Annotated in this window: 14 protein-coding genes and 1 tRNA gene; 6 read left to right on the top strand and 9 right to left on the bottom strand. The window is 32.9% G+C overall.

From position 1 onward, the window contains the following. From ACZ2M0_RS08755 to ACZ2M0_RS08765, 3 genes are all read right to left on the bottom strand, one after another. Complete coding sequence (locus ACZ2M0_RS08755) at positions 1–327, bottom strand: AzlD domain-containing protein (RefSeq protein ID WP_490059198.1); 327 nt, start codon at positions 325–327, stop codon at positions 1–3. After that, the gene (locus ACZ2M0_RS08760) at positions 314–1,021 is read right to left on the bottom strand and encodes an AzlC family ABC transporter permease (protein ID WP_490059199.1); all 708 of its coding nucleotides are present in this window, start codon (positions 1,019–1,021) and stop codon (positions 314–316) included. Before ACZ2M0_RS08760 ends, ACZ2M0_RS08755 begins: the two co-directional genes overlap by 14 nt. Before the next feature lie 138 nt (positions 1,022–1,159). Next, the gene (locus ACZ2M0_RS08765; protein ID WP_045928178.1) at positions 1,160–1,567 is read right to left on the bottom strand and encodes a carboxymuconolactone decarboxylase family protein; all 408 of its coding nucleotides are present in this window, start codon (positions 1,565–1,567) and stop codon (positions 1,160–1,162) included. Between the two features lie 155 nt (positions 1,568–1,722). On the opposite strand from ACZ2M0_RS08765, the gene ACZ2M0_RS08770 reads away from it, so the two are divergent. From ACZ2M0_RS08770 to ACZ2M0_RS08785, 4 genes are all read left to right on the top strand, one after another. Further along, positions 1,723–2,091: a MerR family transcriptional regulator gene (locus ACZ2M0_RS08770; RefSeq protein WP_490059200.1), complete on the top strand. Its 369-nt coding sequence runs from the start codon at positions 1,723–1,725 to the stop codon at positions 2,089–2,091. A gap of 144 nt (positions 2,092–2,235) precedes the next feature. Then, positions 2,236–2,325: transfer RNA gene (locus ACZ2M0_RS08775), tRNA-Ser, on the top strand. Between the two features lie 297 nt (positions 2,326–2,622). Next, positions 2,623–2,793 (top strand): S24 family peptidase, encoded by a 171-nt coding sequence (locus ACZ2M0_RS08780; protein WP_223901660.1) that lies wholly within the window; start codon positions 2,623–2,625, stop codon positions 2,791–2,793. Positions 2,794–2,886: 93 nt separating this feature from the next. Beyond that, complete coding sequence (locus ACZ2M0_RS08785; RefSeq protein ID WP_490059201.1) at positions 2,887–3,717, top strand: hypothetical protein; 831 nt, start codon at positions 2,887–2,889, stop codon at positions 3,715–3,717. Between the two features lie 536 nt (positions 3,718–4,253). Here the strand turns inward: ACZ2M0_RS08785 and ACZ2M0_RS08790 are convergent. From ACZ2M0_RS08790 to ACZ2M0_RS08805, 4 genes are all read right to left on the bottom strand, one after another. Beyond that, positions 4,254–4,577, bottom strand: a complete 324-nt coding sequence (locus tag ACZ2M0_RS08790) for an AzlD domain-containing protein (protein ID WP_034979597.1) — start codon at positions 4,575–4,577, stop codon at positions 4,254–4,256. Further along, positions 4,564–5,271, bottom strand: coding sequence for an AzlC family ABC transporter permease (locus tag ACZ2M0_RS08795; RefSeq protein WP_490059202.1), 708 nt, complete (start codon positions 5,269–5,271; stop codon positions 4,564–4,566). The genes ACZ2M0_RS08790 and ACZ2M0_RS08795 overlap by 14 nt, the downstream gene beginning before the upstream one ends. A 125-nt stretch (positions 5,272–5,396) precedes the next feature. Then, on the bottom strand, positions 5,397–6,455 hold the full coding sequence (locus ACZ2M0_RS08800; protein WP_490059203.1) for a hypothetical protein: 1,059 nt from the start codon (positions 6,453–6,455) through the stop codon (positions 5,397–5,399). Positions 6,456–7,042: 587 nt separating this feature from the next. After that, on the bottom strand, positions 7,043–7,963 hold the full coding sequence (locus ACZ2M0_RS08805; RefSeq protein ID WP_490059204.1) for a hypothetical protein: 921 nt from the start codon (positions 7,961–7,963) through the stop codon (positions 7,043–7,045). A 245-nt stretch (positions 7,964–8,208) separates the two neighbouring features. Between ACZ2M0_RS08805 and ACZ2M0_RS08810 the strand changes: the two genes are divergently transcribed. Beyond that, entirely contained in the window at positions 8,209–8,784 is a 576-nt protein-coding gene (locus ACZ2M0_RS08810; protein WP_420915080.1) for a phosphatase PAP2 family protein, read from the top strand. 70 nt (positions 8,785–8,854) lie between these two features. Here ACZ2M0_RS08810 and ACZ2M0_RS08815 read toward each other — a convergent pair whose 3' ends face one another. Further along, complete coding sequence (locus tag ACZ2M0_RS08815) at positions 8,855–10,408, bottom strand: L-lactate permease (RefSeq protein ID WP_222711193.1); 1,554 nt, start codon at positions 10,406–10,408, stop codon at positions 8,855–8,857. A 309-nt stretch (positions 10,409–10,717) separates the two neighbouring features. Continuing rightward, a complete protein-coding gene (locus tag ACZ2M0_RS08820) occupies positions 10,718–11,548 on the bottom strand; it encodes a DegV family protein (protein ID WP_490059205.1) in 831 nt (276 codons plus the stop codon). 244 nt (positions 11,549–11,792) lie between these two features. Here ACZ2M0_RS08820 and eno point away from each other — a divergent pair, with 244 nt between their 5' ends. Continuing rightward, positions 11,793–13,079, top strand: coding sequence for a phosphopyruvate hydratase (gene eno / locus ACZ2M0_RS08825; RefSeq protein WP_034979575.1), 1,287 nt, complete (start codon positions 11,793–11,795; stop codon positions 13,077–13,079). Positions 13,080–13,268: the final 189 nt, after the last annotated feature.

Consider the following 13,268-nt stretch of genomic DNA (forward strand, 5'->3'; position numbering starts at 1 on the left):
CTAAATAAAAAATCGTAATAAAGCTAAAGAAACTACCCCAACAATAACAATTACTAAAAGTGATTTGCTAGCAATGGCTGCTATAAAAGTTGGCACTGAAGCAACAAGATATTCAAGGTTAGCTTTTGGCAATTGACCTGGTTGAGCGGTGAATAAATTGCAAAACCACATAGTAGACATTATAACTATCGGTACAAAAGATAGAAATTCAACCACTGCTTTAGGTAAAGTGAATTTTTTTAATAAAACAAAGGGAAGTATCCGCGATAGCCAAGTTGCAAGTCCACATCCGATAATAGTCAAAAACAAATAGTTAGAAGAAGACACGTTTTATTACCATCCCCAATGCACATCCAATAAGAGTTACAACAATAATAACCAGACTGGCTGGCAAAATCATTGTCAAAATATAGGTCAACAACATTGTCAGTAAAATTACTATTACTTGTAACAGCTTATTTAAAGACTTATCATTGTTTATCTGCAAATATAATAAACCAATAAACATTGCCACATTTGCAAAATCAAGACCTAATTGTTTTGGATCTTTAATAAAGTTGCCAAGTATGGCACCAATCGCTGTAGCAAATACCCAAGTTTTATATGAAATCATATTTTCAGTATTGAACCAACTGAAATTCATTTTGTCATTTGTAAAATTAAGTTTATTCATTGCTAGAGCAAAGCTTTCATCAGTTAAAAGCGTGCCAATTAAAATACCTTTGCCCAGTTTATCTTTCTTAAAGTACGGTGCCACCGTTGTACTCATTAAAATCATCCTTGAATTGACCATAAATGTAGTAAAAATAATTGAAGCAATCGGACTACCTGCTACTAGCATACTAATAGTGGTAAATTGTGCTGACCCAGCATAGATTATGATTGACATCATGATTACTGTAATAGTCGAAAAACCTGTTGAGCGAGCAATCACACCAAAAGCGGACGCAATTCCTAAATAGCCAAAAACTGTTGGAATTGTGTCAATAACAGCTGCACGCTTAGATAATGAACTTTCCATATTTCACTTCTTTAACTCAAAAATTAACTTACAATTAAATTCATGCATGTTTGTTTTATAGTCATAAAAATACGAACTATATCAGCTTCAGATAAAAAACTAGTTTACTTATAACAGTAACTAGTTTTAGTCATGACTTTATTCACTTTTATTCGATTGCGTGAAATCTATTCCACGATCTTTGAATACCTTTTTAGCAACATTAATCGCGTTTAGCACTTTAGGAAATCCCACGTAAGGAATAGTTTGAATAAAAGTCTCAATTACTTCCTTTGGCGTTAAGCCGACATTTAAAGCGCCATTGATATGAACATTCAGTTGCGGTTCAGTGTCTCCTTGTGTAAGCAAAGTCGTAATGGTAATCATTTCCCTTTGCTTTAGATCTAGGACACCACGATCGTATACGTCACCAAATGCAAATTCAATAATGTAGCGCCCTACATCTTCAGATAAACCAGCTAGTGAATCAATAACTGATTTGCCGCCCTCTTGATCAACTTTTTCTAAATTTACTAAACCTTTTTGATAACGTTCATCATTTTTCATAGTTTTTCTCCTTTTTTTTTGTAAACTTTTTTAACGGTTTATAGAATAGTTGCTGGAGTATAGTCCATGTCAACTACTATTTCAAAATTTTTTGGTAGTGGTAAAATATGACGATGTATCATTTACTTGCTGGAATTTTTTAGAAAGGAAATACAATGAAATATTCAATTGGTCAATTTTCGAAACTTAGTGGCTTTTCAATTGACACACTGCGTTATTATGAAAAGCAAAGATTACTTTTCCCAAATCGTGATGAAAATAATCGTCGTATCTATACTGAAAAAGATGTGGCATGGATTAGTTTCATTTCTCGCTTAAAAAAGACTGGTATGAGTATTAAAGAAATGCAAAAATACACCAAATTACGCTATGAGGGTGACCAAACTATACCTGATAGACTTGTTTTACTGTTTAAACAGCTTGATATTTTACATGAACAGGAAAAGAAAATTGACAATAATATCAAGTTTGTAGAACAAAAAATCAAAACCTATCTCAAGACCATCGGTGATCTAAAAGAATAATATTGCTATCTAGTGTGTATACTGATTTAATTGCTTTTTCCGATATTACATTAAGCAAATACACAACAAACACGCACTTGTTCAATTTAGAAGAAAATGGCAAGTTGAAAAAAATTTCAGTTAAGGTATAATGTTATTCGTTATGGAGAGTTGGCAGAGTGGTAATGCACCGGACTCGAAATCCGGCGAACCAAGTTTTTCCTTGGCGCGCAGGTTCAAATCCTGTACTCTCCTTAAATTAAGTTAAAAAGCTTGTAATATCGAATATTACAGGCTTTTATTATGTATTCGCACGGTATAGAACTAATAAAGGGCAGTTTTTTAACTGCTCTTATACTTTTTTGAGTTTTGAATTTTACCAGTTTATAATTTTTTGGACTATTTTAGCCGAGCAAAATGTTTTAGGAAATCATGACCTAACTTTTGACCATGTGCCTTCTAATAAGCTGTTTATGCTATATTGCAAAGGCAATTTCATGAAGCTTCTAATTCCATACGGATCATTAATAACGCTTGTAAGAAAATCAACTTTTGAAAGCTGTTTTAATAGATGATGAGGCTACGAATAAACGTGTAAAGCTCGCTGGAAATAAAGTTATCTTAATTCCTGAAAATAATGACTATGATTCGATTTTTTTAAAGAGAGGTAAGCCGGAAATAATTTTAAGAAAAGTTGTTCATGTAGAATACGATATTCAATAGCACTAAAAAATATATGTAAATTTATTCTTTTAAGACATTTATAAAAATGGTAAATTATAAATGTACTGATACAAGTATAATGGGAGAAGGGAAATGAAATTTTTATGGGTAATTGCACTAATAATATTTATTATTTACATGATTATTAGTGAAAGAAAATTAAAAAATAGAAAAGATTATAAAGAAGCACCAACACCAAGTAAAAATCCATCAAATGAGCCATTAGTGAAACGCTGGTGGATATGGGGACTAATTCTAGTTTTAATTTGTGGTTTCTTTGTCTCAACTTCAAATAAAGCCGAGAGTCATGATGAAACATACAAAACTACCGCACCTCATTCAATAAAACCATCTCCTGTAAAAAAGAGGAAAAAGCTTTCAGACTATGCTTCAAAAAAGGTTTCCAAATTTATACCAGTGAAGAACACAGCTAAAGCAGTTACTTTAGGCGCTGGTAAGTATAAGGTCGGTAGAGATATAAAGCCAGGCAGGTACGTTATTAAAGCTGTTAAGGGCAGTGGTAATTTATCTAACAGCGATTTCACTATTAACGTTATTTTAGGAAACGATGATAAAGGAGATCAGTTAACTTCTTTTACTACTAACTTAGTAAAAAATGACAAAATCAAGTTAGACTGGATAGAGTCTACAAGCTTCACGCCAACACCAGATAAATATACTTATAAAACAAAAATAAGTGCTGGTATATGGTTAGTAGGGCTTGATATTAAACCCGGAAGGTATGTCATACGGCCAATAAAAGGCAGAGGTAACTTGATATCAGAAGATGGGTCTGATAATAATTTAAACGAAATATTAGGCAAAGATACTGAAAAAGGTCAAGTCAGCAAAGTAACGGCTGATTTGACTGCTGGAGAAGTTATATTGTCTACTATAGAATTAATTGGCTTAAGTAAAAAATAAGATTTAAATATTTAAAAAACAAAAAACCTCTAAGAGATCACAGTTCGAATTTAGCTTTCTTAGAAGTAACGCAAATACAACACTGTTATGCCCTTTTGCATTTTCTATCCTAGCAGTAAAGGAATTGATTTATATGCTATTTCAAAACGTTTAGGAAACTCATACATGACAATAACTGCAAAAACTTATGCCTATATGCTTGATCAATTTAAAGCACAGCAAGATAATAATATTGAAAATATCGTCAATAGCATATAAAAATGTTCGCCAACTTTAAAATTAATTATTAATTACTAAATTTCATTTTCTATTATTTTTATAAAAATAAACTGCACCCTTCTTTTATCATTACTATGAAAATAATCTTATATATTTTTTGTTTTACAAAAAGGCATTGAGCAATATAGCACAATGCTTTTTTACATGCTTTTTCTTACTCTATACATTATAAATAAACTACAAACTATTTATAAAATATAAAAAATGTTCACAAGGTGATCGACTTTAGTATTTAATTTACAAATAACATTCATTTCTTAAATTAAACGAAGAACTGCTAATGAAATCATACCAACTATCACAATGATTAAGAGAGACTTACTAATAATTGCGGAAATAAAAGTTGGCAGTGAAGCCAAAGCGTACTGCATGTTAAGTTGAGGCAAATGACCTGGTTTTGCTATTAATAAGTTACTAAACCAAAGAGCAGCCATGATCACTATGGGAACAAAAGACAGAAATTCAACTAATTTTGGCGGCAAGGTGAATTTTTTCAACAAGACAAATGGTATCACTCTAGATAACAAGGTGGTGATTCCACAGAAAATGATTGTCGTTAAAATGTATTCAGAAGAAGACATGCTTTATTACCATTCCTAAACTACAACCAATTAAGGTTACGACTATTACCACTAAGTTGGCAGGTAAAATAATTGTCAGTAAGTATGTCAGCGCAAAAGAAATCAATATCACAATTATTTGGAGTACTTTATTTAGTTTTTTGTCCCCCATCACCTGCAAATAAAGCAAACCAATAAACATTGCTACAATAGCAAAGTCAAGCCCTAATTTTTTAGGATCAGTGATAAAACTGCCCAACACTGCTCCCAAAAGTGTTCCAACTTGCCAAGTTATGTAAGAAACTATATTTACCGTATTAAACCAAGTAAAATTTAACTTGTCATTTGTATAATTAATTTTATTCATACCTAGAGCAAAACTTTCATCGGTGAGAAAAGTTCCTATCAAAATATTTCTTTTTAAATTTTCTTGTTTCAAATAACCTGCTACAGTCGTGCTCATAAGAATTACTCGAGAGTTGACCAAGAAAGCGGCTAAAACAATTGAAGCTATTGGGCTTCCCGCAAACAGCATATTCAGAGTGGTTAATTGAACGGATCCGGCATAAATCAGAATAGACATCAAGCAAACTTCCAAAGTAGAAAAGCCACTGGCTTTGCCAATAATTCCAAAAGCCGTACTTATGCCAATATAGCCGAAAATTGTTGGAATTGATTCTTTAATTGCAGATTTTTTGGTTAAGTAAGTATCCATTCTTTCACCCTCTTTTGTGAAAAATCATGAAATGATGTGGTTAGTCCTACCATGAGTAATGTAGTTAAATTTATTAAGGGAAAATTAGTATTGATTTAATCTTAACGTATAATAAATAAAAATTTTTATTTTTTTAAATTTTTACTATCGAGCTTCTTTTTTCGTTTTTTTTTCTTTTTTCGTTTTTTCTTCTTTAATTCTAATTTAATTTCATCATTTACACATTGCCATGTATCAAGAATTGGGTAAACACTTGCGGCTGCAGCAGTAAATGACAATTTTTCCTCATCGTATTTTGTTGGTACGGATTTTCTGTTTTTACTTCCTTTAGGAATCACTGTAATTTTATTAGTAGATTTATTTCCTATTAATTTATCTTTGATAACAAAAGTATAAGAATTTAGAGTAGCATCTGGTTTAATAATAGTATAAAGTCCTATAAGTGTAACTATTGTAACTATAAGGCTTCTTATAAAAACCACAAAAATTTTACCTTTATCAATGGAACTTTTTTTAACTATCTTTAATAAAAGAATACAATACAAAACCAAAAGAAAATATAGTATTGATAAAATTGAAATTATACAAACTATGACATTTATATTTTCATAGACATAATTATCAGGTATTTTAGCAAAATTTTTATTTAATAAATCATAAAACATATTTGATGTGAGAATTTTTGCAGTTATCGGACTAATAATTGCAAAAACCACGGTTAGTATATTAATCATTTTTTGAGGATCTTTTTTACCAGTAAATAATCCAATGTTTGTAATAAAATTTACTAATATTAAAAAAACGTAACCAGAAATCCCTGAAAATATGATGTTTATAGTAAAATATATTCTAAACAAAAATTGATAGCCAAATATATTTTCTATATAATTTGCAAAAAAATAATAGAAAAGTAAACTAAATATAATCCCATAAAAAAGACTACAAAGAGTTAAACTTAAAATAAAAAATATGGTGATTAAAAAAGTTTGATTTAATCTCTTATTTTTTCTAAATTTTAAAAAGCAAATACAGGTATTTATACCAAAAGCAATTATAAATTGAGAAGTAAGATAGCAAGTAAACTTGTTATACAGAATTAAAAATGATAATAAAACTGCTATAAAAATAGCAAGTAATTCATGAAGCATCCAGATGGGCTTATTTAATTTCTTTAACCACTTCATTTTTACTACATCCCTTTTAACAAAATCATATCTATTATACGCAAAAAACTATATTAGAAACAATTTTTTCAATATAGTCATAATAATGCTCGTCCATTCTATTACCGTGGTGACTTTAAAAGCAGTATTATTTTTTAGTGGTTCGGGCAGATAAAAATACCTACAATTGTAGTAATTGAGACAAGTTAAAAAATTATTAGTCTTGCATTTTTATGTGGATTTTTGCCTCCAAACAAATTAAATTAAAATCCGTGCACATTAACGCAGATAACCGCAAGATATTACCTATTTTCAAAGTAAAATTAGGTTTAACACATGTAGCAATTTAATGCCCAATATCATTTAGAGCTTTAAACCTTGTTTTTTCTTTTTTCATAATTTCTTCTGATGAAAATAATTTTATTCTATTGTCTAATTTGCTTTTTGTTCAAGCTAAGTATTTAAGGCATTGCACAAAAACAAGCTTTAAACAAGCTTTATGGAGTTTTTTTATGTCATATAAAAAGCTAGTAAAAGAAATTACTTTTACTGGCTTATCTTTGTATCAGTGTCCTCATGGTCAAATATATTCATACTTAGCTCTGCATTTAAAAGACTCTGACTTTATGTAAATATTTGTATTGCAATCCAGTTCCAATAAGTGCAACAAATATACCTAACAGGTTTGCCGCTAACCAATTGATTGAATTGCCCTTGAACAGACACACTGCAACCCATGGTGCAATGGTTATCAGATAGCCACGCGCAGCCGTCATTAATAAAGTACCCCACTTAAAGCCTTTACTTATATTACTTGTAACAACTTTATTGTGTAAAAACCTTTGAAATAGAACTGTACCCAATACTATTAAAATAGTAATTAAAACAAATTGCCAAGCTTCAAATTTAACTAAGATGAATTCTTTATAAGAAAAATGATTTGCCAAAAGCGCAAAACCACACGCAATATCAAAGAAAAAGCCTTGGTTGACATAACCCTTTTTGCAACTTTTAATACTAAAATCAAAAGCTTTTTTGCAGGTCTTGCTTGGTGATTCCTTTTGCCTGTCAATGACTTGATGATTAGTTAGGTAATGATATTGACAAGTTGTTCCAATCAAAGCAGTAATTAAGCCAACCAGCAAAGAAATGGAAAAGTTAAATTTTCCCTGAGTATGCATACTAAGAGCTAGTAATGGTGCGTTTCCTATTACAAAACACCTCACACCAGTTGAAATCAAACTAGTATTTACGAAAAACGAAGTCATTTTTTGGGAATTAACCTTGTGTCGCAAGAAGTTTTGATAACGGATTACGCTAATGATTGCAACAATAGCCAACAATACAAACAGCCAGTCAAACCAAATATCAGAAAATAAAAGTGTAACAAGATAAAGGGTGCCATAAATAACGAGATCACCAAGATGGTTAGTAGAATTATCAGCTAAAGCAAAATTATGTTCATGGTGAGCAATATCACGTATAGCTTCACCCACAGTCTCTTGCTTAGAAGTGTGATTATTATTCATTTTTTCCTCCTAAATTACGCCCTAACTTGATAATAATAATTTTAAGTTGGTTTTAATTAAAGTCAAGCTTTCTTTTAAAATAATTATCTTACTAAAACTAGTTTTGATAAAAACTCAGATTCTGAATTTCCTTTAAATTACAAATCTTAAGTTTTGCTCAAGAGTAGATTTTAATTTTTATGCTTTGCCCCGTTGCTGTTAAAATACAAGCGAATATAAATTATAGGTAGGGATGTGTTTTGAATATTAATTTTTGGATATCTTTATTATCTGCTCTAATACTAATACTACTTATCTTTAATGTCAGAAATTCACGCCGTTTCAATTTATTTGATCACTGGCTTCACCATAAATTAATCCGAAAACGCGACGGCATCGGCTGGCAGATCATTGCTTTTATAAACGACCCCAAACTATTAGTTGTTTTGGATGTATTTTTAGCAAGTTTTTTAATCAGTAATAATGAAAATTTACTTGCTTTCTGGGCATTATTTACTTTAGGCTTTACTGATCTGATTGGTATCTTTTTAAAAAAATGGATGCGCAGAAAACGTCCAATCCTACATTCAGATTTAGAAGAAGGCTATAGTTTTCCAAGTGGTCATGTCCTAGGAAGTACTGTTATGGCTTTAATCATCTGGCGACTTTTTGCAGGACAATTAGGTAATAGACTTTTATGGATTTTGCTGGCAATTTGGCTAATGGTTGTCATTTCTCGTATCAGTCTTAAAGCCCACTTTCCATCAGATATTATTGGCGCCACCTCTCTGGCCGTCTTTTGCTTTAGTATTTCTCAACAATTACTTTTAATGGTTATTTAAAAACAAAACAGCCCCAAACTTTTGGTTTGAGGTTGTTTTTGCTTATCAATAATTATTATATAGAATCAATTTATAGGAAACTAAGCATCTTTCCTAACACAAACACGATCACACACAATAATGCAGTATACCATGCACAATGAGGCAGAGCTTTCTTAAGAATAACTCCTTCTTTACCCTCAAGACCAGTAGCTCCTGTAGCAATTGCGATGTTCTGTGGTGAAAGCATCTTACCGGCGGTAGCACCAACCATGTTAGCAGCTGCCAGCCAGTATGGACTGACTTTCAGTGCGTGGGCAGCTTGTACTTGCAATTCACCAAAGAGAACGTTAGCTGAAGTATCACTGCCAGTGATAAAGATACCTAGAACACCGATGATTGGTGAGATTACTGGGTAAAATGCACCAGTTAAAGTTACTAGGCTAACTGCAATGACATCAATCATTCCGCTATAACCCATTACCTTGGACAAGCCCACAATAGAACAAACAGTGATAATTGTTTTTACCAATTGCTTGATCGTACTTGTCAAAACGGAAAACATTTCCTTAAACGACAAACCTTGGATAGCACCACCAATGATACTTGACAGTAGAATTAAAGTACCCGGTGATGATAACCAGTCAATGTCAACCGGCTTGGCATTTGCACCATTATAGAAGTGGAAACTGGTTTTAACACTTGCCAACGCATTATGGATTGCTGGGAACATTGATGAAGTGAAAATGATAAAGCAAAATACCAAAATAAATGGTACCCAAGCCTTGATTTTATCAGCAGTTGAAATTGGAGCTTTATCGTCCTTTTCAGCACTAGCGGATGCAACTTCTTCTTTGCTGCTGTATTTCTTAATAATAATTACTAAACATAGCAGACAAACTATTGAACCTACAATTGATGGTAGTTCAGGGCCTAAATATTTAGTAATGAAAATTTCCGGAACTGCAAATGTTAAACCAGCTACCAAGGTGCAAACTAAAACACCTTTTCCTTTAAATGACTTAAGTCCCTTACCTTCAGTCATCATGACCAAAACAAATGGAACGATCATCATTAAAACAAATAATTGTATAGCAATTAAATAACCTAATTCAGTAACTCCTAGACCTGTTACTTTGGCCAGAGTTGTTACTGGCAAACCAACGGCACCAAAAGCAGTAGGAGCAGTATTTGCTACCAAACAAACCACGGCTGCTTTAATAGGACTCATGCCCAACATAATTAGGATACTTGCAGGGATCGCTACCGCAGTACCGAAACCGGCAATGGCTTCCAAGAATCCGCCTAATCCCCATGCTAAGATCAATACTAAGAATCTCATATCCTTAGTAATTGAAGTTAACATAGACATTATTGTATCCATTCCCCCTGATTTTCTACTGATATTGTAGATAAACAGAGCGGAAATAATAACATAAATTATTGGCCATAAAGCCATAATTATGCCATCAATTCCGGCAGTAATACTGTTTGAAAACGAAAAGTGGAAACCGACAATACTGAGAATTATTGATAAAGCAAAGCCGATTAAGCACGACAAATCTCCTCGAATGCGAAAAACACCCAAGGATAGTATCAGCCAAACGATAGGGATGATCGCAAGAACTGTTTTAAGTATATCCATTTTTATTCCTCCGACGAAATCAACTTAGTAAAGGCCAAATTAATTTCTCTCACTTTCTAACATAGAACTTGATAAAACTTATTAGACAACACTATATGAGTTTGTGATGTAAGCGCTATCTAATTTCATTATAGCACTATGTAATGCGCTTTTGAAGATGAATTTAACTTCACAAGCTTTTATAATTAAGCGCTTTCATTAATTAACTAAAAATAGCCCTAACTTTATTAAGCTAGGGCTAAATCACTTTTTTTATATTCTGTTATATAAAGAACAAGTGTAAAAAAGGAATTTTTTATTTGACAAAAATTACAAATCGTCAAAACCAACCATCAAACTGCCCTCTTCAGCATAAAACGTGCAAAGTCCCCTCATTGAGCGAATTTTGATCTCTGCTTCTGGATAAAGTGCTAAAATTTTTGCTTTTAAAGTTTCAGCATCTTTTTCATTTTTACAATGATCAATAATTAAATTACCACCTTTGTATTTCATTTCACTCATTAATTTCAAGACTTCTTTAAAGGCACGCTTTATTCCTCGTACTTTTGCTAACGGCTCTAGCTTACCTTCTTCACTGGCAGTACCTACCACATCAATATTTAAAACTTTAGCGACTTTAGCCACGGCCATATTAACTCGCCCGTTGAGTGCTAAATTATGCAGTGATTTTAATACGAACAACAAATGAGTGTGTGTCTTATAATCAGATATTTTTTGTTCCAAATCTACAAAACGAGTTTTGCTATTAACCAATTTCCGAATTTCTTGTAGAATAACTGAAATCTCTGGGCCAGCAGTCCTTGAGTCAATCACAATTACATGGCTATCAGGATGATCTTTTTCATATATTTGCTTAGCTTGAAAAGCAGATGAAAAGCTGCCACTAAGTCCACTTGTAATTGTCATCATTATTGCAAATTCAGATCCTTTTAAGGCCTCAAGCCACTCATTAATGCTGGGACAGGAAGTTTTGCCCTCCTCCGTGTTTTTCTCCATGCTGCTAATGAATTCATTGATGTCAAGATTTTCGTCATCGACAAAATCTTTTCCTGCAATTGTCATAGTTAATGGCACAACAATCAGATTTTCATTTGCTCTGTCATTTGAGCCAGAGTCTATTATTAATTTTACTTTATCCATATTTGTGTATCCTTATATAAATAAACTATATATTCAAAAAGATATATAGCTAAATAATAAATCAAACCTGTCAAAAAAGCGATAAAAAATTTTTTAATATTTTTTAACATTAGAAATCGGTTACAAATGTTTACATAATCACAAACTTAAGCTAAAATTTGTGATGTAGATATGGAGCGTGTGCTCCACTAATGTATGTACCTATAAAAATTAGTACAGCATTTATTATTTAGGAGGTTTTTAGATGTTAAAATCAGTCATTGAAAATGTTCATGCACTGGAAATCTATGATTCACGTGGTAACCCAACTGTTGAGGCTTTTGTAACCCTATCAAACGGTGTTGTTGGAAAAGCTGAAGTTCCATCAGGTGCTTCAACTGGTGAAAATGAAGCAGTTGAATTACGTGATGGCGGCAGTCGTGTAGGCGGTAAAGGTGTTTCCAAAGCCGTTGAAAACGTAAATACTAAAATTGCTAAGGCATTAAAAGGTTTGGATCCACATGATCAAGCAAACATTGACCGTGTAATGATCGAATTAGATGGCACCCCTAACAAGGCTGAACTTGGTGCTAACGCTATTTTAGGCGTATCAATGGCTACTGCAGCTGCTGCAGCAAAAGACAGTCACCAACCTTTATACAGATACCTTGGCGGAACTGACCTTGAAATGCCACAAACTTTCCATAACGTTATTAACGGTGGTGAGCACGCTGACAATGGTATCGACGTGCAAGAATTCATGATCACTCCAGTTAAGAAGACTTCTTTCCGTGATGGTTTTGAAAAGATTGTTAATACTTACCATACTTTAAAGAAAGTCCTTGAAGATATGGGTTATGAAACTGGCCTTGGTGATGAAGGTGGTTTCGCACCTAATATGAAGAACTCTGAAGAAGCTTTGCAAGCTTTACACGACGCTATCGTTAAGGCTGGTTACAAGCCTGGTGAAGATATTGCCATTGCTTGTGACTGTGCCGCTTCATACTTCTACAACAAAGAAGACGGCAAGTACCACTTCGAAGGTAAAGTATTTAACGACGAAGAATTAGCTCAATACTACGACAAGTTACTTGACGAGTTCCCAGAATTAATTTCAATTGAAGACCCATACGATGAAAACGATGTTGACGGCATGATTAAGTTTACTCAAAGCCACAAGGACAGAATTCAAATTGTTTTGGACGACTTCATTTGTACTAACCCTAAGCTTTTGACTAAAGCTATTAAGGAAGGTGCCGGCAATGCTTCATTAATTAAGTTAAACCAAATCGGTACTGTTACTGAAACCTTGGAAACTATTCGTCTTTCACGTAAGAACGGCTACAACACCATGATTTCTCACCGTTCAGGTGAAACTGGTGACACATTTATCGCTGACTTTGCCGTTGCAGTTAACGGTGGTCAATTGAAAACTGGTGCCCCAGCTCGTTCAGAACGTGTTGAAAAGTACAACCGTTTACTTGAAATCGAAGAAGAACTTGGTGAAGGCGAGCGTTTAGCTACTTTCCCAGACAGCGTTGACAAAGATTAATTTGTTAGCCTAAAAAAAAGCCTGCATTGCTGAAGTTAACCCTCGAGATTGGACAAAAATCCAACTGGAGGGTTTTACTATGGTTAAATTTACCGTCAAACAAAAATTACAAGCGCTTAACTTGCTCAAAGAAGGCTACAGCAGCCATTCTGTGGCGCAAATGATTGGCACCGGATCACATCAACTAAT

The organism is Lactobacillus sp. VURO6/B1 (VP7) (assembly GCF_058139575.1).

What these genes read in the sequence shown, in the direction of transcription:
- ACZ2M0_RS08760 (WP_490059199.1), bottom strand. Translation starts at nt 1,021, where the DNA reads ATGGAAAGTTCATTATCTAAGCGTGCAGCTGTTATTGACACAATTCCA.
- ACZ2M0_RS08765 (WP_045928178.1), bottom strand. Translation starts at nt 1,567, where the DNA reads ATGAAAAATGATGAACGTTATCAAAAAGGTTTAGTAAATTTAGAAAAA.
- ACZ2M0_RS08770 (WP_490059200.1), top strand. Translation starts at nt 1,723, where the DNA reads ATGAAATATTCAATTGGTCAATTTTCGAAACTTAGTGGCTTTTCAATT.
- ACZ2M0_RS08785 (WP_490059201.1), top strand. Translation starts at nt 2,887, where the DNA reads ATGAAATTTTTATGGGTAATTGCACTAATAATATTTATTATTTACATG.
- ACZ2M0_RS08790 (WP_034979597.1), bottom strand. Translation starts at nt 4,577, where the DNA reads ATGTCTTCTTCTGAATACATTTTAACGACAATCATTTTCTGTGGAATC.
- ACZ2M0_RS08795 (WP_490059202.1), bottom strand. Translation starts at nt 5,271, where the DNA reads ATGGATACTTACTTAACCAAAAAATCTGCAATTAAAGAATCAATTCCA.
- ACZ2M0_RS08800 (WP_490059203.1), bottom strand. Translation starts at nt 6,455, where the DNA reads ATGAAGTGGTTAAAGAAATTAAATAAGCCCATCTGGATGCTTCATGAA.
- ACZ2M0_RS08805 (WP_490059204.1), bottom strand. Translation starts at nt 7,963, where the DNA reads ATGAATAATAATCACACTTCTAAGCAAGAGACTGTGGGTGAAGCTATA.
- ACZ2M0_RS08815 (WP_222711193.1), bottom strand. Translation starts at nt 10,408, where the DNA reads ATGGATATACTTAAAACAGTTCTTGCGATCATCCCTATCGTTTGGCTG.
- ACZ2M0_RS08820 (WP_490059205.1), bottom strand. Translation starts at nt 11,548, where the DNA reads ATGGATAAAGTAAAATTAATAATAGACTCTGGCTCAAATGACAGAGCA.
- eno (WP_034979575.1), top strand. Translation starts at nt 11,793, where the DNA reads ATGTTAAAATCAGTCATTGAAAATGTTCATGCACTGGAAATCTATGAT.